This window comes from Phocaeicola paurosaccharolyticus JCM 15092, assembly GCF_000613805.1.
Taxonomy (GTDB): domain Bacteria; phylum Bacteroidota; class Bacteroidia; order Bacteroidales; family Bacteroidaceae; genus Phocaeicola; species Phocaeicola paurosaccharolyticus.
Genome location: NZ_BAJR01000042.1, coordinates 1 through 22,685 on the forward strand (window position 1 = coordinate 1; position 22,685 = coordinate 22,685).

The window sequence follows — 22,685 nt, forward strand, 5'->3', positions numbered from 1 at the left end:
CTAATAAAAAAGCGCTGGTTGATTAACAACCAGCGCTTTTTATTATAAATATCTTTAATTATTCTCCTAAGTGAATAGCCTCAGAAGGACATACATCTGCGCAAGTTCCGCACTCAGTACAAAGTTCTGGGTTGATTGAATACTTATCACCTTCAGAGATTGCCTCTACTGGGCATTCGTCAATACAAGTACCGCAAGCGATACAATCGTCATTAATTACGTAAGCCATTTTGTTTAAAAAATTAAGTTATTAGTACTAATTGTTGAAACAAAATTACATCATTTCTTCTTTTATATAAAGAATGAATGTTTAAATTAGATTAATTTGTAAATAATCTAAATTAAGTTTCACTTTATTGATTGATATATAAGCTGTTGTATTTTTGAACGTATATCAAGTTGTGACAACTTATGCTGTGAATATGGCTGCGGATTAATCCTATTACTCAAGAAAACATATACAAGTCTCCTATTTGTATCTGCCCATGCACATGTACCTGTAAAGCCTGTATGACCGACTACACTCTTATCTGCTTCTGCTGCACAAGGTGAGTTCTTTGGATTGTCAAGATCAGGTTTATCAAATCCCAATCCTCTCCTACTTATCTTTGACTTATATGTAAGGAAAAGATTACATGTCACTTTACTGAGGTAAGTCTCACCATTGTATTCTCCCTCACTGATTATCATCTGATATACTCTTGCCACATCAAGAGCATTTCCAAAAAGACCTGCATTACCCGACACTCCTCCCATGAATGCTGCTGCCTCATCGTGCACATATCCTTGCAATAGAGCTCCTCTATGAAGATAATCATTCTCTACAGTTGGGACTATCTCCTCAACCTTGAATTTTCTTAAAGGATTATAGGCTATCCTATCCAATCTCATTGGTTTATAGAACTTCTCATCAAGGTATTCATCGAGAGTCTTTTTTGTGATATTCTCGACCATCTCTTTGAGCAACATGAAATTCAGACAGCTATACACATATTTTCTATCATTTAACGGTGAATTAGCTATCTGGGTAAGAATCATTCCCTTTACATTAGCAGAAGCAAACAGAGAGTCAGAAATCTGCAGCGGATAATCCTTACTATATGTACTACTGATATACTCTTTCTTATAGTTGAAAGAGGCAGGAACATAAGCATCCTTTCCTATCTGAACAGAGTGATTCTTGTCCATCCTACTTTTAACGAAAGAACCTTTATAAGATGACTTGTCAATAAACTCTTTATAAAATGGTAGCGAAGAGACAAGTCCTGACTGATGCATCAGAAGTTCCTCAATCGTTATACGCTCCTTATTAGTTCCCTTCAACAGAGGGACATAAGATGATATCTTATCTGTCAGCCCTATTCTTCCCTCATCATAAAGTTTCATAACGGCAAGAAGTGTTGCCGTGCTCTTTGTAAGTGAAGCGAGGTCGTATATACTGTTTATTGTTACCTTGGTACTATCTTTATATGAATATGTACCGAAAGCCTTATCATAAACAGGCATTCCATCCTTAAGCACCACAATCTGGCAACCGGGATATGCTCCCTGTGATATTCCATCAAGAGCTACAGAATCAATTTTTGCAAGAACTTTTGAGTCCATGCCATAATTCTCAGGACGATATACCGCATGCATTCCATCTTTAATCTCTACGCCATCACCAGGTTTAAAGAGGTCGCCAGCAGAGACAGAGATACGTCCATCTGCCTTACCTTTACCCATGAGGATATTAGCTATATGCTTCTGAACCTCTACTCTGTCACTATTACCAAGAATCACAGCAGAAGCCTCTCTCCATATTTCATCTTTAGTGTCGAATGACTTTATAGGCGACAGATATAGATAGATAATATTTTTATGGTCTCCCAAACTGCTTAGCCATTCGCTATACCTCTTAAGTTCATAACTAGTCCTTACCACTACAATAATATTTCTGTAGGGTTTCAACTTTTCGTTTATAGATGCTAATGAGTCTGCATTAACCTCACATTTGGTTATTTGCATATTTTTATGAAGTTCATCGAATAGAACTGTATCATCATCTTTATTGCCTATCTCAATAAATGCATTCCCATTGCCATTTATATCCAATGGTATTGCACCGTTTCTATTACCTAATACAGTGACCGAGGCTCTGTATAGTTCAGTAATAAGGCTGTCTGCCCTCTCTGTCTTAATCCTCTTCTCCAAACCTGCCATCTGAATACGCTGAGGTTTGTCGAGTCCCAGATAAAACTTATATGTAAGTACCTTACGGCACTTCTCATCTATCTGCTCTTTTGTAAGCTGACCACTATCTACAGCTGAGAGAACATCATCCAAGGTTTTCTTAAGATTCTTTGGAGTTAATATTATATCGCAACCGGCTATAAGTGCTCGTGAACAGAGATTAGGTTCATTTGATACTCCTCTCATTGTAAGGGCATCGGAAAAGACAAGACCATCGAATTTCAAATCTTTCTTTAGAATATCTATCACAGGCTTAGAGAGAGAGGCAGCTCCATCACCAATAGAGGGGACAAAAAGGTGTCCTATCATCACTCCACCAACACCAGCCTCAACAGCTCTCTTAAATGGTACAAGTTCTATACTATCAAGACGATGACGGTCGAACTCCAAAACAGGAAGTGATTTATGTGAGTCCACTGAGGTATCACCATGTCCCGGGAAATGTTTGGAGACTGAGAGCACGTTTCCATCCTCCAATCCTTTGGAATATGCTATTACCTTCTCTGATACATTATCAGGATCACCACCAAAAGAGCGAGTATTGATTATAGGATTCTTTGGATTATTGTCTATATCGGCAACAGGAGCAAAGTTAATATGCACACCTATCTCACGGCACTGACGAGCCATCTCACGTCCATATTCATAGATGAGATTATTATCAGATATAGAGCCTAATATCCTGTTCTTTGGGAAAGAGGGAGTATTATTAAGTCGCATAGCTAATCCCCACTCACCATCGAAAGAGATGAAAAGAGGTATATCGGATACTCCTTGAGCATAGTTTGTAAGCAGTGACTGGTTTGTAAGTTGCCCTCCCGAGAAGAGTAAACCTCCTACATTATAATTCTTAATAGCCTGATAGATTATCTTCTTGTTGCTTTTTGTATTGTATGGTGATACAGTATAGATAAAGAGCTGACCAATCTTCTCTTTAAGTGTCATCCGCGACATTCTCTCTTCAACCCACTCATCACATCTGGAGCTTTTGCTCTGGTTATTCTTGATTATATTAGGAATAACAGAGGCATGAGCCATGAGAATTATTATAGTTGTTAATAAAATTATGGTAGCCTTTTTCACACGTCTCTCCTTTCTATATATACATAAAAGAGGTTTAAAACTAAACCTCTTTTGTCTGAAGAACTATTTCTTAATAAATTTAGCCCTAATCTCACCTACAAAACCATCATTCTTACCCATTTGCTGCAGAGGTATCATCTTGCCATCAAGGTTCTTGTAATATTTGGGTTTATCAAAATATGAGTGTGAATGTCCTCCCAATACTACATCAATATCTCTTGTACTTGGAATTAATATCTCATCAGAATAAGGTTTACCTTCCCATCCTAAGTGCGACAGAACAATAACTATGTCACATTTCTCCTTCTTCTTCAAAAAAGTCGCAACGTCTTGAGCGGATTTTATAGGGTCATTGAACTCAATTCCTTTATAGTTTTTGTCTTGAACAAGACCTTTCAACATAGGTCCTACTCCAAGAACACCAATCTTCAGTCCATCTCTTTTTATAATCTTGTATGGTTTTACCAAACCCTCAAGTGGTGTGCCTTTAAAATCATAATTGCAGTTTACAACATCGAACTTTGCCATTTTGAATAGGCGTACCAGATTATCTATACCGAAATCAAATTCATGGTTTCCTATTGTAACAACATCATAGCCTGCCTGATTCATGAAATTTATCTCGACTTCTCCCTTGAACATATTGTAAAAAGGCGAACCTTGAGAAAAGTCACCGCAATCGAAGAGGAGTACATTTTTGTTTCTATTCCTTACCGAGTCTATTAGAGTAGCTCTTCTCACATACCCCCCACGCCCTGCCAACATGGTATCAGGATCACTCACGGATACAGGTTCTATCCTGCTGTGAGTATCATTAGTATGAAGTATCAATAACTCTTTCGTTTTCTGAGCTGAAAGAGATAAAGAGACGAATAAAAAGAGAGTTAATATATATAGTCTGTTCATTATAGTATGCTTTTAATGCCTTATTTAATTACAATTCTTCCTTCAACTTTTGAGTCCAGTTTCTTTCCCTGTGCACTCATTGCCTTAACATAGTCGAGGAAAATCTGACGAAGTGTTGCCCCATCAGGCTGTACCTTATCTGTGATTTTCTTGAATGTCACCATATTATCGTTACCTTCGGCAAGATAATCAACAGTAGCTACATTATACATCTTATTATCATCAATATCTACTCCACCAATTGTTGCACTGATAAGTTTGCCCTCTTTTGAGACCACGAGTTGAGCTCCACTTAGTCCCTCTCCTCTTACTGATGCAATATTTTGAAACAGCTCCTTCATATCCTTACCACTCATCTTTATGATGCACAATGTATTTTCGAATGGTGTTATCTCGAAGATATTTCCATATTTCACATCACCTTTTGGCAGAGAAGCACGCAGGCCTCCCATATTTATAACAGCCACATCTGCCTGTTTCCCTATATATGTAGTAGTTGATTGCCTCAAGATGTCAGCCACAAGATTAGAGAGGGTACTCTCAGGTCTCTGTGCACTCATGTCGATAAGGCTATACCCTATCACAGGAGACATTATACTGTCTACTCTATTTTTGTATGTAAGAAGGATCTTCTCGGCTTCAATGTTTGGCGTTGCATCATATCTGTGATCTACTACAATGCTCTCTCCTTCTACTGAAGATAGTGTATAAGAAGATGATTGACAGGAAGAAAACAGTATCACTCCCGAGAAAAGTGACGCAAAAGAAATAGTTTTAATTAAACTCATATTCATTATACTGTTCATAACTCTTCAAAAGTAAGTAAAAATCAGAGCCAAGACAATAATTTGATATTAAAAAAAAGTGAATGGGCTTGGCTATCTAGCAAAAAATTAGTTACTTTGCACCGCTTTCGCGTAATCGCTGTCAAGAAGTGTTACTTGATATGTTACGTTGTAACGATAACAATTTAATTTTTGCAAAAATGGATTTAATTAAAATTGCTGAAGAAGCATTTGCTACAGGTAAGCAACATCCTTCATTCAAAGCTGGTGATACTATTACAGTAGCATACCGTATCGTTGAGGGTAACAAAGAGCGTATACAGTTGTATCGTGGTGTTGTTATCAAAATCTCTGGACATGGTGATAAGAAACGTTTCACAGTTCGCAAAATGTCTGGTACAGTAGGTGTAGAACGTATTTTCCCACTTGAATCTCCTGCAATCGATAGCATTACAGTAAATAAGGTAGGTAAAGTTCGTCGCGCTAAATTGTATTATTTGCGTGCTCTTACTGGTAAGAAAGCCAGAATTCAGGAAAAAAGAGCTAACGTATAATTTCGTGATTTCTCAAATTCCTAAAATAAAAAAGGTATTTCGTAACGAAATACCTTTTTTGTTTTTATCACCAACAAATTTCTGCAATAGATGATAATATGGATACCACAAACTGCAGTTTGATATATATTACTTAAACATATCCATTATTAAATTCTTATCTCTGAAGTGTGACTCCAATAACACCAATTATCACATCATTCGATAAGGTAATCACATTCAACGATTTCAGTATCTTACTTTTGTCTATAGGGAAATCAATAAGTATACCTCCGCCTCCATCTATTCTTCGGCCATAGACTCCATCAATTTTCAATTCATCCTGCAAATTGTCCGAAACTATTCCACTCTTAAGATGTACTCTGTATGGTCGTTTGTTGAAAGTTGAAAAGCTTTATTGTCAACAAAATAATCCTGCTCTATCGGAGCCCAATTATATGGATTTGTAAGTGGCATACACTGCTCACTTCCATCTTCATAACACACCTTGAGCATGCCATTATCTATCCTTGACTGCATATGATTTGTTGTACCTGCCATTAACAGATAAATGTTCGAAGCATTTCCCTCAATAGGTATTGACAATGAGTCAGGATAGTTGTCCCACAATGAAGTGAATGCAATATTTTTACCTTTCTGCATAGATCTAAATGGGACATTATTTGCAACAAAAATATTGCCGTCCGATTTTCTCCTTAAACCACTATCATCTATATGTGCTGAGTCAAGAGGATGACACCACTCACCAATGCCATGAACAGGAATCTGAAGTGTGGTATATGGAGAACGAGGAGAAATATAGTTATTACGAAATATCTGTGATAGATTGTCGTTGAGAATGTTGCTGATATCAACCGGCTGACAGTTGGCTGCATCTACATGAGCAAATCCAGGAAGATTGTATTTCTCATTAGCAGGCATCTCATCTTTATGCATCTCGCCTGTGTACATTTCATCTGTTGTCATCTGATCTGCAGGCATCACATCAAAGGATTTTTCGCTATCCACATAATGGTTTTTCAAACAACTTTTGCCACTCCAAGTTATCTCTACATTCATCTTCTTAAGGTTTGCAGGAATCATAATCTTTACCCAATCGCATTCCACTCCCTTTTCAATATCATAACTTGCCTTACCTCCATTGATCTTTATCGACGAAATATCCGAAGAGATTTTCTTTACCTTTAGCACTATATCGGCCTTTTTCTTAAATGAAGGCTTGATGTCATAAAAATCTTTACTGCCTTCTCTCTTAAATGAGTAAGAGATGTCGGATATATCTATTGAAGCACTGTTCCAAAGAGATGGGAAACCTGGTTTTATCAACACCTTATCCTCAAGAAGGTCAGGCTCAATTCCATAGAGTCCCTGTACAATGGCACGCATTAGTATGCCCACAGTATCACCAAAGTCACGGTAACATTCGCCTCTTGCTGCATCATAATAACTTGTCTGTCCTATATTTCCAGGGGACTTGCCTAAATACATTCCATCCATTATGCAGGCCTTAAGAAGAGAGTAAGCCTCATCATATCTTCCTGCTTTCCAATATGCCAATGTTGTATGATAAACCTCTTCAAAAGCTACATTGTTTATACTCCATGAATAAGGCATCCAGTTGGATGTTGAAACAGTATATAGTTTTTCCGAGATGCTGTCGCATTCAACAGGGATATGTGGTATGTTCTTATCAATATAACATGTGGCACTATATGCCTGCTGCGGTGTACAAGCTTCAGAGTCTATGGCATGATATATAGTCCACAGAGCAGCCGACTCATGCACTCTTCCGTAACCCATGAAATCCTTGTATTCAGCCCAACAGCCGGTTTTGTCAAGCCACAAGTTTTCATTCATGGCATTGAGTATCCTTTTTGATTCAGTCTCATAAGGTTTCGGATCTTCACCTATTAGTCTTGCTATACGTGCAGCATCTCTGTTTGCACGGTAGTTGTATGCAGAAGAGTGAGTTACAGCTCCACTGTTATAATAGAGAGCGTCGCTGGCCCATATACAGCAGTAAGCATCATATAATGCATCATCATCTGGGTCGAAGTTCCTCTTCTCCCACTCAAGATGTCTCTTGATAGTAGGCCACATCTTCTTTGCATACTCTATGTCGCCGGTCCAGTTAAGATGCCATAGCAGCTCATCTATATAACAAAGGTTCATATCATAATGATGCATCTGACGCTTATTCTCAGGATTACGACATATATATCCGTTGCTATACATCTGCGTACCCCATCTCTTCTCTGCCCTTGCCATATTCAGGGATTTATCCTGTGAAGGGTGACTGATTGTCGGTGCAATGGTGTCGACCTGTGAAAGAGCATAAGCATTGAAATGAGTACGAGCCCTGTCGTGCCATCCAATGAAGTCACCTGTATATGCAGCTCTCCATCCATTAAGAGGCATGCGCCATCCTACAGCTCCATGAAGCCATACCTTACCATCCCATATTGCATCGGCTGCCAGAGACAATGCAGAACCTATAGGGTTAAGAAACTTATCGGGAGTTGAGAAAGAGAGACTCTGCGAGAGTTTCTCCTTGATATTCAATGTCTCATTTATGAACTTGTCATCTAACCGTTTCCCTTTTGAGATATCGCCCTTGTATTTAACTATCCTGTAACCATTATCAGCGGTTACAACAGATATTGCAGAGCGTCGGTTATTAAGTTCTAATGTATCCGATAAGAGATATTTAGGATTTAATGACCTATCAAATGAGTTTATCAAGTCAACTCCCATGTCCCCATTCCTCGAAAGGCGAGTATTGCGTACATCAGTTACTGTACATACCAGTTTAGCTTTGCCTAAATTCTTATTATCGATAATCCACAAAGCTCCGTTCATATCACTAAGTGTTACTGCACAGAGATTTATCTGGGCAGCACCTATACGGCTGTCGCGAATAATATACCTTCTGTTTCCTTTACCATACATAGACTTGCAATAAGTCACCTCTTCAAGAGGAATTACTTTTCCATCTTGTCTTATAAGAGTGAAGCTGATATTACAGTTGTTTTTCTTATTATATATGGCAAAAATCGGAGCATCACTTGTCTCCAGACGGAACTGAGTTTGTGTGCCGTAAAGCGCTCTGGTATATCTATTCTTACCATTGACAGTGACGAAGTCGCCGTCAACAGGATAATAGTTCATTGAACGTTTATCGCCCGAACCTATTTTAGCACTCTCTTCTGCTCTTGCCTCTGTGGTACAGATAAAGAGTAACAGAAGAGAGATAATACCTATGCAATGCTTCATATTATCAAGGTAAAGGTTTTATATTTTCCCATTTCACATCCCACATTCCATTTTTAGGGAAGCCCGGGTTTTCAACTTCACATCCATCCCATCCTGCACACATAAGTGCTATTGTAGACAACAAGCCACCATTGCCAGGGAGATATATTCTCAAACGGCCATCCTGATAATTATGTCCGTTAGTGAGGTATGTATTTGTCCTTTTATCCATGAGTAATACAGAGATAGCCTCCTCGGGACGGCCTAAACGTACTGCATCCATGGCTGTCATTGGATAATCCCAACCCCATGTCTTGTCCCAGTTCCATTTATCATATATCCAGTCAAATGTTTTCGACATTATATCTTTTTTTATAAGTCGGTTATCAGGTAGAACTCCATAAGCTCCGAGCACTGCCATATGATCACTTGTGAATCTGATATCCTTATATGTATCTACAGCATCTTCGGAGGCAAGATAGAGTGAGTCGGCATTATATGCCAATGGAGAGAGCCCGTTGATTACCTTCTCCCATTTCTCATTCTTAGGAAGTCCCATCTTTTGCAACCACTTCTGTGCTGTGGTAAGTCCATAATGCCAATATGACAATTCGAATGGAGGATTTATTGTCTCGCTGGCACGCAAAGTCTCTTGAGCAGGAATGCAACCATTAAGTATATATCTTCCTTTTTCCTTATCATAGAGTGCATAATCTGCCATAAACTCGGCTGTCTGCTCAACCAATGGGTAATATTTCTTAAGAAGCTCCTTTGATGGATTATTTCTATACATCAGATCTGCAAAATATATAAGGTGTGGCTGCTGCCATATCAAAAATGAGCCGACACCCGATGGGGCTTCCATGCCCGATGGATCGGTCATCTTCATCCATCTCACACCTTTGAATCCCTGACGCTCTGCAATAGCACGTGCCTTGTCGGCTACCTGTGAATACCAGCCGAGGGTACGACTGAGAACCTCCATCTTATTCCAAAGTGCGAAATGTGCCTGATGCCACCATACCATCTCCAGGTGGAACTTGCCAAACCATGAGTTGTATGTAAGTCCTGTCTCTTGAGGAGGCATATCACCCGAGCATTGTATTGCAGTAAGATATAATGAGAGAATAACTCTTCTCTCGAGTTCTTTTGCTCTTGGATCTTTACAGAGAGAAAAATCTACATACCACCTCTGTTCCAAAAGTCTCTCCAGAATAGTGAAGATGCATTTTTAGCATCAGCAAAGGTATGTGCCACCTCTTTTGGGTAATCTTTTGAGAATGTAAATGAGAAGTCAAGTTTATCATCTCCGGATTTCAGAAGATATGAGTTAGGGCCATTCTTTACAAGTTTATCATCTTTACCAAACTCTATCCTTATATAATAGATTGTAGAATCAAGTTTGTGCATAAGGATTGCCTCTCCTGCTTTACTCTGCAATAGTGTTGTTGAGTGCAAACTATCACAATCCCATAGGCAACCGTCATCTGTATGTTTTCCTGATGGATAAGGGAAACGGAATTTTACCGATGGCTTCTCTGAACCTTTTGTCATGATTGATGATGAAACCATATCAATATTAGGATGTACCAATGTTTCTACATTGTAAGATGTACCGTTGTGTATAAAGTTGCTCTTAATTATTCCATCATACATATCAAGAGACTGATGTATATCTTTTATATTCGAAGTTGGAGTGGCATCGTCGAAATCAAATCCTACCATGCCAAGGTGCATGCGATGAGGATTTACCCTAAACCATGTGGAAGCTTGAGGATTCTTCTTCTCGACAGTATAGAGCTCCTTATGACCACGGCCAAAATCATACTCCTTAAGAGTATCTTCGAACTTTAAATTATCCTTATTAATATAACTATGCCAACCCCATACACTCTGAGTTCCAAGAGGGACACCATCCTTATAAAAATCGGGGAATGTCTGCAGACCTGTGGCATCAACAGTGAATGCAAAGTTTCCATTGCCGACAGATAAAGAGGACAATGACTCAAAAGAGGTATTTACAGGATTATTTCTAGTAACTACTGACTTTCTGTCTATGTGCGACGCATGGACAGAAGTAAATGGAAGCAAGATGAACAATAGGTTTATTAATCGTATCTTCATTGTATTATATTTTAACTACAAATATATTATAATGCTACATTTTATTCTATAGATAATAATACATAAGGCTAGACAATTATACATAAGATATTAGTATAAAAGTATATATTGACCGATATTGTTGAAATATTGGGATATTAAGAAGCTATTACATATTATAGGACTATACATGGTGATTGTCATGACAAAAACATATTGTTTTAATTTTATATTGACAACTATATTGAGAATGACTCAAAATTCGTAAATTGCATACGATTTATGAAAGATAAAGATTACGATATGAACTCATATAGCAATATTGACACCAAACTAGTCAAAGAGGACCTACGTTACCTCCAATTGCTTTCAGGGAGTTTTCCTACAATAGCATCGGCTAGTACAGAGATTATTAACTTGGAAGCAATACTGAACCTTCCAAAAGGAACTGAACACTTCCTGGCAGACCTTCATGGAGAATATGAAGCTTTTCAGCATGTTCTGAAAAATGCATCGGGTGCAATTAAAAGAAAAGTAAATGAGATTTTTGGCAATTCTCTGAGGGAGAAAGAGAAAAAAGAGTTGTGTACTCTTATCTATTATCCGGAACAGAAGTTGGAACTTGTCAAGGAGAAAGAGAAAGATATAGATGACTGGTATTTCGTTACATTGAACCAACTTGTAAAAGTTTGCCAGAATGTATCGTCAAAATATACACGCTCTAAGGTAAGAAAATCTCTTCCAAAAGAGTTCTCTTATATCATTCAACAGCTTCTTCACGAATCTTCTGCTGAACCAAATAAGCATGAGTACATAAATGTCATCATAAAGACCATCATCGAGACAAGAAGAGCTGATGATTTCATCATTGCCATGGCTAATACAATCCAAAGGCTTGTCATAGACCTGTTGCATATAGTAGGCGACATATACGACCGCGGACCGGGAGCTCATATCATTATGGATACTCTTTGCAACTATCATAACTTTGATGTACAGTGGGGAAACCATGATATATTATGGATGGGAGCAGCTTGCGGAAATGAATGTAGCATGGCAAACGTGATAAGAATGAGCATGAGATATGCAAATCTGAACACTCTTGAGGATGGATATGGTATAAATCTTCTTCCTCTTGCCACTTTTGCCATGGAGACCTATGCTAATGATTCATGCAATAGATTCAGACCTAAAGTCGATGATAATGATACACACAGCGAAAAGACACTGAGACTTATCTCTCAGATGCATAAGGCAATAAGTGTTATACAGTTCAAGTTGGAAGGAGAGACTATCAAGCGCCATCCTGAATATGAGATGGATGATAGATTGCTTATTGATAAGATGAATCTATCAGAAGGTAAGGTAATGATTGGAGATAAGGAGTACGAACTTCTGGATACCAACTTCCCAACAATAGATCCTGCCGATCCTTACAAACTCACAATAGAGGAACGTGAGATAGTTGATAAGATACATCACTCTTTTGCAAGCAGCGAGAAACTTAAGGTACATATGCGTTGTCTGCTTAAGCATGGTTGTATGTATAATGTCTGCAATTCTAACCTGCTCTTCCATGCATCTATTCCACTTAATGCGGATGGTACATTGAAAGAGGTTCAGATTGGAGATGAGAAGTACAAAGGAAAAGCTCTTATGGAAAAGGTGGGACAGATAGTAAGAGCAGCCTTTAATGATGATATCGACATTGAAGACAAGAGATATGCAGTTGACTATGTATGGTATCTGTGGTGTGGAAAAGATGCACCTCCTTTTGACAAAGACAAGATGGCCACTTTCGAGAGATATTTTATAGCAGATAAAGAGACGCACAAAGAGGTAAAAGGATATTATTACTCACTTAGAAATGAAGAGAAGGTAGTGGATATGCTACTTGACGAATTCAATGTAGTGGGTAAACATAAACATATCATTAATGGGCATGTCCCGGTGAAGATCATCAAGGGCGAGACTCCTATAAAGGCAAACGGAAAACTTCTGGTAATAGATGGAGGCTTTTCAAAAGCTTATCAACCGGAAACCGGTATTGCCGGTTATACATTAGTATACCACTCCAGAGGAATGCAATTAGTACAGCACGAACCATTCACATCTACTCAGAAGGCGATTGAAGAGGGACAGGATATCAAGAGCACTACCCTTCTCGTGGAACTTAACTCACAACGTCTGATGGTAAGAGATACTGATAAGGGCCGTGAACTGATTGAACAGATTGGCAACCTGAAGAAGCTGCTCGTAGCTTACAGAAAAGGCTATATAAAAGAGAAAGGAAGATAATTTTTTCACTCCTTTTTATCTATGGTTAGCTGAACTTTGGCTAAAGAGTAGACTTAGAACTAATTTATAGTATAACTGCGAGTTCAATATGAGCTAAGAGTTCATACGAGATATAATAAAGTAAGAATAATATTAGATTTTTTTATCTACGGTTATATTCACTCTATCTAAAGAATAGATATAATATCAGCGATTTCAATATGAGCTAAGAGTTCATAAACGATAAAATAAAGGAAGAAAAGAAATTTTTCTTCCTTTTCTTTTGGATTTACACATAATGATTATCTTTGCAATGTTTTGTTCCGTACTACTTCCCACATAAAAGCGAAGTAGCGGATGAAAAGGGAATCAGGTGCAAGTCCTGGACAGTCCCGCTGCTGTAAGCTCCAATAGTTTACGTTTACTTATTCTAACGCCACTGTCACTTTGACGGGAAGGCAAGTAAACAGGAGTAAGTCAGAAGACCTGCAAAACTAAAGTCAGCGCCGTTTGCCCTCGAGGAAAGGGATTCGGAAAGATGCATAACGAATAACATTACATTTTATGAAAGAGAATATCCACTGTTATGGGATATTGTATCTTTTTATATGTGCAAATCTGTTCTTTGTATCACCAATACATGCACAGGATAAAAAAGATACTGTTACCAGTAAAGTACATAAGATACAGGAGGTAATTGTTAAAGCACGTCGTGCTCCGAACAAAGTTGCCTCTACTGCACCTGTACAGACTCTCTCAAGAGAAGACCTTGATAAACTTGCAGTGCAGGATATGGCTGATGCAGTAAGACGATTTGCAGGAGCAAATGTAAAAGACTATGGAGGCATAGGAGGATTAAAGACTGTATCTGTAAGAAATATGGGTGCTGCACATACTGCAGTAAGCTACGATGGAGTTACTGTGAGCAACTGTCAGGCAGGACAGATAGACTTGGGACGTTTCTCTTTGGATAATGTAGAGATGCTATCCCTCTCCATGGGACAAAGTGAAGATATGTTGCAGTCAGCAAGACAATATGCCTCTGCAGCATTATTAAACATAGAGACAGAGAAACCACACTTTGAAAATGGGAAGAATTCACTGATACGTTTCCAAGCTAAAGGGGGATCATTCGGATATCTGTCGCCTGCATTAAGATGGTGGCAGAAGGCGGGGAAGAGTCTATCTATATCTATGGATGCTAATTATATGCGCGCTGACGGAAACTACCCTTTCACACTGAGAAACGGGAAATATGTTACAGCGGAGAAGAGATACAACTCCGCTATATACAGCTATCAAGGCGAATTGAATCTCTTCAAGACATTCAAAGACAATTCATCTCTGGAGATAAAGAACTACTATTTCTACTCAGACAGAGAACTACCTGGTGCTGTAACTCTATATAACCCTGTTGCCAATGAAAAATTATGGGACGAGAACTATTTCATTCAGGCACTATATAAGAAAGACTTTTCAGATAAGTTTAAGACACAGTTTCAAGCAAAATACAATTATGCCTGGAACAAATATCAAGAGAAGAACCAAAAGTATGTAGGTGGTGTATACGAACAGAAGCATCGTCAGAATGAATGCTATCTCTCGGCAACAGGGCTTTATAGTATGAACGACAAATTCAACTTCTCTCTGGCACAAGATGGTTATATAAATACTCTTTGGAGTGATATGCCTGAATGCCCCTTCCCTACAAGATATACTATACAGAGTGCATTAAATGCCAGATATAAGGACAATCTTTTAACTGCAAATGCCTCACTTGTAAACACATTCATTACAGAGAATGTTAAGCAGGGAGAGAAACAAAACGACTTCAACAGACTGGTTCCTTCTATCTCGTTAAGTATAAAGCCTTTTCATGAGGAGACGCTATTTTTAAGGTTGATGTATAAGAGTACTATGCGAGTTCCAACATTTAATGACCTGTACTATTTTCAGTTGGGAAACAGAAACTTGAAGACAGAGAAAGCAAACGAATACAATCTTGGTGTGACATGGAGTTCAAACATACCTAACATATTGGATTATATATCTATAACCATTGATGGTTATTATAATAATGTAAAGGATAAAATTGTTGCCTTTCCTACTACATATGCATGGAAGATGGTTAACTATGGGAAAGTCCGAATTACAGGAGCTGATTTCACACTGGCAACCGCTGCCTCTTTATCAGATAAGGTACAGATTGTACTGTCGGGAGCTTATACATATCAGAAAGCTATTGACGTTACTGATAAGAACACCAAAAATTATAAGGACCAACTACCTTATACTCCGAGAAACAGTGGAAATGTGTCGCTGGTTGTTAATACCCCATACGCTAACTTAGGCTACTCAATTGTAGGAGTAGGAAAAAGATATTATATGTCACAGAATATCGACGATAATATGATAGATGGATATACAGAACATAATATCAGTATTAGTAAGGAATTTAAATTGCCAAAATACAAGATTCGCCTGCAAGGAGAGATTATAAATCTGTTAAACAAACAGTACGATGTTATAAAATACTATCCTATGCCGGGCAGGTCATGGAGAATAACTGGAACAATAACTCTATAAATCAAACAATAAATTTTATAATATGAATCTTAAACATTTATTTTTAGCCTCATTCTGTTTGCTTTTTGCAAACGTTTCATTCACATCTTGTGGTAGTGATAACGATGAGCCGGTGCTCAATGACAAAGGATCTAAGATTGAACTACCTCAGACAAGAGCATTCATTCTTAATGAAGGATCATATCAAATGAATAATGCTAATATTACATTCTACAATCCTGCAGATAACAAAACTATAGCAGATATTTTCTATACTCAGAACAGTGCTAAACTTGGTGATACAGGTCAGGACATGATAGCTTACAACGGAAATATCTACATCTCGCTATATGGGTCAAATTATCTTACAAAACTTAATGCTGCTGGTGTTGAGCAGATAAGAAAATCTTTTGCAGGTGATGCTGTTCTTGGTGGCGGTATACGTTTCCTTGCTGCTGACAACGGATTTATCTATGCAACGTTCTATGGTGGTGTAGTTGCTAAATTCAATGCTGAGACTCTGGAATTAGTAGGAACAATAAAGAATATGGATAGCAACCTCGAGGGAATTTCTGTAGCCAATGGCAATCTTTATGTAGCAAAATCATATAAGATGAACGGAACTAACTACGAATATCAGAAAGATTTATCTGTCATTAACCTAAGCAACTTTACATTAAAAGAGAGCATCACTGTTGATACAAATCCTAATCAGGTATTGGAAGGGGATAATAAGGTGTTCTTAATTTCTTGGGGTAACTATGGCACTGAGGGATACTCTTTCCAGATGATTGACCCTGCTCAAAACAATAAAGTTACCAAACTGGGTGTAGCAACAAAGATGACAGCCGGTGATGATATGATCTATCTTGTTAATTCTGTGACTGATTGGAAAACATATACAACAACAAACTCATTCAGTTCATATAATATCAAGACAGGTGTAATGAACAGTTCATCATTCCTTAAGAATGCTCCGGATGAGTTGAACAGTTCAAGCATCTATATGATGAGTGCAGATCAAAAAAGTGGTGATATATATGTAGGAGTAACATTCTTCTCTTCGGGAAATGGCACAATATACCGATTTGCCAAAGATGGTACATATAAAGAGAAGTTCGACTGCGGCGGTATATCTCCAGCAAAGATGATCTTCTTTAATTAATTTGTAAATCAGTTATAAAGAACTATACTTGTCTATCGTCATGACAATTATAAAGGTTATAAATATAATATGAATAAATTTTTACTATCTGCCAATATAGTAATTACAGTCTTACTCCTATCCGCTTGTAGCGGAAGGAGTAAGACTTCTTCCAGTTTAAATGGAGGAGACACTCTAGAGATAAAGTACGCACGAAACATTACTATTATATCATTCAAAGATTATAAAGTTGCAGCACTTCGTAATCCTTGGGACACTACAAAAGTTCTGCACACTTATATTCTGGTAGACAAAAACAAACCTATGCCAAAGGAGCTTCCTGAAGGAAGCATCGTTAGGACTCCCGTTTCAAAAGCAGTGGTCTACTCTTCAGTACACTCGAGTCTTTTTAATGACCTTGGTGCCTTCAGTTCCATAGCAGGAGTTTGCGACCTAAAATACATAAAGCTCAGTAAAATTCAGGAGCTTGTAAAAGAGGGGCCATTATTGATGTAGGCGATGGTATGTCACCTGATATAGAGAAGATCATTGATCTGCACCCCGATGCCCTACTCCTATCCCCTTTCGAAAATAGTGGAGGCTATGGAAGAGTTGATAAATTGGGAGTTCCTATCATAGAATGTGCTGACTATATGGAGACATCGGCACTGGGACGAGCAGAATGGATGAAGTTCTATGGCTTACTCACAGGAAAAGAGGCAGAAGCAGACTCTATCTTTACAGAGGTAGAAAGCAGATATAACTCACTAGCAAAGCAAGCATTGAGCTGCAAGGATAAACCTACAGTAATTACAGAGCTAAAGAATAGTTCTACATGGTATATTCCTGGAGGTAATAGCACCTCTGCAAAATTGTTTCATGATGCAGGGGCTAAATATATCTTTGCAAATGATAACCACAGCGGGTCTGTGCCGATGTCATTCGAATCGGTATTCGAGAAAGGTGAAAATGCAGATTTCTGGCTCATAAAATATAATCAGGTAAAGGAAAAGAACTACCGAGAGTTGAAAGAGGAGTACTCTCCTTATGCCAACTTTGCGGCATTCAAGAATAAAAAGATATATGGTTGCAATACAAACAGCATTCCATATTATGAGGAGTCACCCTTTCACCCTGAACAGCTCCTTGCTGATCTAATAAAAATATTCCATCCTGAGCTGACAAAGGGGTATGAATTAAAATATTTCAGTAAATTAGCAGACTAATTGGGATATAAAGGATTAAAATATTGTCTTCTGTTGTCTCTGCTCATCATTATTCTTGTAGCAGCCAATCTTCTTTTCGGATCTGTAAAGATACCGGCAGATGCTGTGTGGAACATTTTATGTGGAAATGAAGTGGAGAAGAGCAGTTGGACATATATAGTATGGGAATCACGATTCCCTCAGGCTATCACTGCTATGCTTTGTGGAGCATCACTTGCTGCTTGCGGCCTTATGTTGCAGACTGTTTTTAACAATCCTCTTGCCGGTCCATCTATCCTAGGTATTAACTCGGGAGCCAGTCTGGGTGTTGCGCTTGTCATGCTTACCGGAGGTGCAGCTATCTCCTCTCTCTCATTCACCTTATCATCATTCTTCTCAATATTGCTTGGAGCTTTTGTTGGTTCTATGGCTGTAATGCTATTGATACTGTTCTTTTCAACACTCATAAAGAGCAATATTATGCTTCTTATAACAGGTATAATGATTGGCTATATCACCTCGTCGGCTATATCCCTGCTCAACTTCTTTGCCACAGCCGAAGGAGTCCACTCATATATGATATGGGGCATGGGCAACTTCGGGGGAGTATCATTAACGCAACTACCATATTTCACTGCTATATGTCTCTTTGGGCTTTTCATAACTATACTTATGATTAAGCCACTGAATGCACTCCTTCTGGGAAGCAGATATGCGGAGAATCTCGGAATAAATATCAAACGCACACGCAATATACTTCTTATTGCGACAGGCATATTGGCTGCTGTGACAACAGCATTCTGCGGTCCGATATCTTTTATCGGTCTTGCAGTGCCACATATATCAAGGCTGATGCTCGGTACATCCAATCATAACTCACTCATGCCTGTCACCATCCTTACGGGAAGTGTCATAGCACTGATATGTAATATAATCTGTATTCTGCCAGGCGAATGGGGTGTAATACCACTTAATGCTGTGACTCCGATAATAGGTGCGCCTATTATCATATATGTTATTATCAATCAAAGAAGAATACAATATTTCAACTGATGAGAAAGAGAGCTGTCATAGTTGCCAACGACCTGTCTATAGGCTATCACTCAGGGAAAAAGAAAACTCTGGTACATAGCGACATCAATCTGACTCTATATACAGGTGAACTCACCTCTCTTTTAGGTGCCAATGGTACGGGAAAGTCTACTCTTCTGAGGACACTTTCGGGATCACAGCCGGCACTTTCGGGGAGATTGCTACTTAACGACAAGCCTGTCTCTTCTTTCAGCGAGAAGGAGAAGTCGAAAAGTATCGGAGTGGTACTCACAGACAAAACACGTGCAGGGGGACTTACTGTTTACGAGCTTGTGGCATTGGGAAGGCAACCTCATACAGGTTTCTTCGGACGTCTGCGCAAAAAAGATCATAAAATTATAAAGGAAGCTCTTGACTGGGTAGGCATACGACATAAAGCGAGCAGCTACACTGCTGAACTGTCTGATGGTGAAAGACAGAAGGTAATGATAGCAAAAGCTTTGGTACAGGAGTGTCCGCTTATCATCCTTGATGAACCGACTGCTTTTCTTGATGCAGTTAGCCGTATTGAGATTATGACTATGCTCCATAAGCTTGCAGCGGAACAGAACAAAGCAATACTGCTCTCTACTCATGACATTGAACAGGCACTAGTGCTGTCCGACAGACTATGGCTTCTCTCTAAAGAAAACGGACTCGAGAGTGGAGTAACCGAGGATATCATATCAAGCAAGAAGATGGAACGCCTTTTCCCTAACGATAAAATTAAGTTTGATTACGACCATGGCGTATATTATCCATTGGTTCAAAGCGAAAGAAAAATAAATGTCATATGCGATGACAGAACCACACTTCATTGGGTAATCAATGCTTTCAACAGAAATGGATACGCTTGCATTATCAATGAAGACAAGAATGATTTTCCACTGCTTATTATTAATAAGAGCCGCGATTATTCACTTATTTCTAAAGGAGATAATCAGAATTTTACTACATTCGAAGAGTTACTTGATTACATAACTGCCCAAGAATAAAAAATATAGTTATTTCAATAATCCATTTATTTGAACATATTTTCTTCCTAGGACAAAAAAGAGTGATAAGTAGACGTTATATTGCTTGCAATTGTACATGTATTAAATAAATACCATCATGAGTAAGTGCCTATCCCTAATAATATCTCTGATGCTCTGCATAAATGTATTTGCTCAGAAAAACAGTACTACTATCCAAGGTAGGGTAATAAACGAATACTCAAGAACTCCTATAGAATTTGTCAGCATACTTATTGAAGGTACCACACTTGGGGCCATTTCCGACTCATTGGGAAACTTCAATATTAGTGGAGTTGAACATGGTATAATAAAACTCAGAATATCTTCTCTTGGATATAAGACTCTGATAACTCCCGATTATATAATTTCATTAAAGACTCCATTCATCGAGATAGCACTTGAGGAGGATACAAAACAATTAGATGGTGTCACTATCACTGCCGGTCCAAGTACCAGGAAGAGCGAGTCGCCTGTTAGTCTTAGAATTATTGAGCTGAAAGATATTGAGAAGATGCCTGGTGCCAACAGAGATATTTCAAGGATAGTGAGATCATATCCAGGTGTCTCATTCTCTCCTATAGGTTATAGAAATGACCTGATAGTGAGAGGTGGCGGGCCTGCCGAAAACCGCTTCTTTATGGATGGTATAGAAATACCCAATATAAACCACTTCTCTACCCAGGGAGCATCCGGTGGACCGGTGAGCATCATAAACAGTGACCTTGTACGCGACATAAACTTCTATACCGGTGCATTCCCGGCCAACAGAGGTGGAGCACTTAGCAGCGTCATGGATTTCAACTTACGTGATGGCAATCCACAAAAGAGTGCTTTCAAAGCAACTCTAGGAGCGTCCGAAGCCTCATTCAGCGGCAGCGGTGCCATTACTGATAAGACCACCTATCTATTCTCCCTCAGGCAATCATACCTTCAGCTACTATTCAAAGTTCTGGGATTGCCTTTCCTACCCAACTATATTGACGGACAATTCAAGGTAAAGAGCCGCTTGAGCACTACCAACGAGATAACTCTTCTTGGTCTGATGGGAATAGACCGCATGAAACTGAATATGGATTATAAGAAAGAGAGTGCGGAATATCTTCTTAGCTATCTTCCTGTAATAAAACAGAACACCTATACAGTAGGCGCATCATACAAACATTACAACAACCATAACATATTCTCTGCATATATCAGTACAAGTCGTATGGAAAACTCGAACACCAAATATATCGACAACGACGAGTCTAACCCGGATAAACTTCGTCTGAAACTAAACTCTTTTGAGCAGAAGAGTAATATGCGAGCTGAATATAACTATAAGCTTGAGCAGTGGAACATAAGAACAGGATTAGAAACCTCATATTTCCACTACCATATGGATTATAATCAACTCTTGACAAAAGGAGTATATGACAAGTATATTACCGATCTTGGTAGATGGATGTGGGGAGGTTTCATTATGGCAAACTTCAACTCAGCCAACAATAAGTTCACCTCCTCGTTCGGCATAAGAGTAGATGGATGCGACTACAATAATATGAGGAATGCTTTTGATCATATCTCGCCAAGGGTTTCAATGAAATATGCTATAAACAACAATGTCAGTGTAGCTGTCGGTACTGGCATATATTATCAGCTACCGGCATACACCTCGCTTGGTTATAAAGAGAATGGCGCACTGATTAATAAGGAGCTGAAATATATGAAAGTGGCTCAGATAACCGGTGGCGCGGAGATAAGGATAAATGAAAAGTTGGCATTCAACACGGAACTATTCTATAAGAGATATACCAATATACCTATGTCGGTTGTAGATGATATACCTCTAGCATGTAAAGGTGATGACTACGGAGTTGTAGGGAATGAACGTCTCATACCTTCCTCTTTAGGCAGAGCATACGGCATAGAGATCATGGGAAACTATAATTTATCGAAAGGAACAGATGTGACTGGTTCCCTAACGATATTCAAAAGTCAATATAAGAAAGATAAAGAGAGTGATTATATTAATTCGGCTTGGGACAACGGCTTTATTCTTAACCTCAGTGCTATGAAAGAGCTACCAAGACAATGGATGATAGGTACCAAACTGAGCTATATTGGCGGTGCACCTTATACTCCTTACGACATAGAGAGGTCATCACTTGTACAGGAATGGGATAAAAGAGGAAAAGCATATCTGGACTACTCCCAATACAACACTCTGACAAGAGGAAACTTCTACCAGCTTGATGTGAGAGTAGACAAAAGCTGGTATTTCAAGAAATGGATGTTAGGGGTATACATCGATGTACAGAATATAACAAAAAGTACACTTAAGGAGCCAGATACACCTGTCAGCACAGGAGTTATTGAGGACACCTCTCTCCCTTTGTCTGAGCAGAGATATCTGTTTAAATATCTGAAACAGGAGAGCGGCACTGTTGTTCCTACAATTGGCGTTACCGTGGAATTCTAAAGGTTTTTTCCATATAAGTAATAATAAAAAA

General features: G+C 38.6%; 13 protein-coding genes, 2 pseudogenes and 1 riboswitch. Of the genes and pseudogenes, 8 read left to right on the forward strand and 7 right to left on the reverse strand.

The genetic code is table 11. The annotated features are described in order from the left end of the window. Positions 1–58: 58 nt before the first annotated feature. The 4 genes from fdxA to JCM15092_RS13145 all read right to left on the reverse strand — a co-directional run bounded on the left by fdxA (position 59) and on the right by JCM15092_RS13145 (position 5,015). The gene (fdxA, locus tag JCM15092_RS13130; RefSeq protein ID WP_024995059.1) at positions 59–229 is read right to left on the reverse strand and encodes a 4Fe-4S ferredoxin; all 171 of its coding nucleotides are present in this window, start codon (positions 227–229) and stop codon (positions 59–61) included. 119 nt (positions 230–348) lie between these two features. Continuing rightward, entirely contained in the window at positions 349–3,315 is a 2,967-nt protein-coding gene (locus JCM15092_RS13135) for a serine hydrolase domain-containing protein (RefSeq protein WP_024995060.1), read from the reverse strand. 63 nt (positions 3,316–3,378) lie between these two features. Then, positions 3,379–4,221, reverse strand: coding sequence for a bifunctional metallophosphatase/5'-nucleotidase (locus tag JCM15092_RS13140; protein WP_024995061.1), 843 nt, complete (start codon positions 4,219–4,221; stop codon positions 3,379–3,381). Between the two features lie 20 nt (positions 4,222–4,241). Beyond that, positions 4,242–5,015: a 5'-nucleotidase C-terminal domain-containing protein gene (locus JCM15092_RS13145; protein WP_024995062.1), complete on the reverse strand. Its 774-nt coding sequence runs from the start codon at positions 5,013–5,015 to the stop codon at positions 4,242–4,244. Between the two features lie 191 nt (positions 5,016–5,206). On the opposite strand from JCM15092_RS13145, the gene rplS reads away from it, so the two are divergent. After that, positions 5,207–5,560 (forward strand): 50S ribosomal protein L19, encoded by a 354-nt coding sequence (gene rplS, locus JCM15092_RS13150; RefSeq protein WP_024995063.1) that lies wholly within the window; start codon positions 5,207–5,209, stop codon positions 5,558–5,560. A 157-nt stretch (positions 5,561–5,717) separates the two neighbouring features. Here the strand turns inward: rplS and JCM15092_RS17265 are convergent, their stop codons facing one another. The 3 genes and pseudogenes from JCM15092_RS17265 to JCM15092_RS16195 form a co-directional block, all read right to left on the reverse strand. Next, positions 5,718–5,888, reverse strand: a complete 171-nt coding sequence (locus tag JCM15092_RS17265; protein WP_159101405.1) for a hypothetical protein — start codon at positions 5,886–5,888, stop codon at positions 5,718–5,720. Positions 5,889–5,899: 11 nt separating this feature from the next. Further along, complete coding sequence (locus JCM15092_RS16190; RefSeq protein WP_051532568.1) at positions 5,900–8,833, reverse strand: DUF4450 domain-containing protein; 2,934 nt, start codon at positions 8,831–8,833, stop codon at positions 5,900–5,902. A 4-nt stretch (positions 8,834–8,837) separates the two neighbouring features. Beyond that, positions 8,838–10,936, reverse strand: a pseudogene (locus JCM15092_RS16195) (hypothetical protein). Between the two features lie 282 nt (positions 10,937–11,218). Between JCM15092_RS16195 and JCM15092_RS13165 the strand changes: the two are divergent. From JCM15092_RS13165 to JCM15092_RS13195, 7 genes and pseudogenes are all read left to right on the forward strand, one after another. After that, positions 11,219–13,213, forward strand: coding sequence for a fructose-bisphosphatase class III (locus JCM15092_RS13165; protein WP_024995064.1), 1,995 nt, complete (start codon positions 11,219–11,221; stop codon positions 13,211–13,213). A gap of 280 nt (positions 13,214–13,493) precedes the next feature. Continuing rightward, a riboswitch (cobalamin riboswitch) is annotated at positions 13,494–13,700 on the forward strand. A 56-nt stretch (positions 13,701–13,756) separates the two neighbouring features. Next, positions 13,757–15,778 carry a TonB-dependent receptor plug domain-containing protein gene (locus JCM15092_RS13170; protein WP_024995065.1) on the forward strand — a complete coding sequence of 674 codons (2,022 nt, stop codon included), beginning with the start codon at positions 13,757–13,759 and terminating at the stop codon, positions 15,776–15,778. Positions 15,779–15,800: 22 nt separating this feature from the next. Then, positions 15,801–16,922 carry a YncE family protein gene (locus JCM15092_RS13175; RefSeq protein WP_024995066.1) on the forward strand — a complete coding sequence of 374 codons (1,122 nt, stop codon included), beginning with the start codon at positions 15,801–15,803 and terminating at the stop codon, positions 16,920–16,922. A 69-nt stretch (positions 16,923–16,991) separates the two neighbouring features. Next, positions 16,992–18,127, forward strand: a pseudogene (locus JCM15092_RS16200) (ABC transporter substrate-binding protein). Then, positions 18,128–19,159: an iron chelate uptake ABC transporter family permease subunit gene (locus JCM15092_RS13185; protein ID WP_024995067.1), complete on the forward strand. Its 1,032-nt coding sequence runs from the start codon at positions 18,128–18,130 to the stop codon at positions 19,157–19,159. Beyond that, positions 19,159–20,172: an ABC transporter ATP-binding protein gene (locus JCM15092_RS13190; RefSeq protein ID WP_024995068.1), complete on the forward strand. Its 1,014-nt coding sequence runs from the start codon at positions 19,159–19,161 to the stop codon at positions 20,170–20,172. Before JCM15092_RS13185 ends, JCM15092_RS13190 begins: the two co-directional genes overlap by 1 nt. Positions 20,173–20,290: 118 nt before the next feature. Next, on the forward strand, positions 20,291–22,654 hold the full coding sequence (locus JCM15092_RS13195) for a TonB-dependent receptor (RefSeq protein ID WP_235782370.1): 2,364 nt from the start codon (positions 20,291–20,293) through the stop codon (positions 22,652–22,654). Positions 22,655–22,685: the final 31 nt, after the last annotated feature.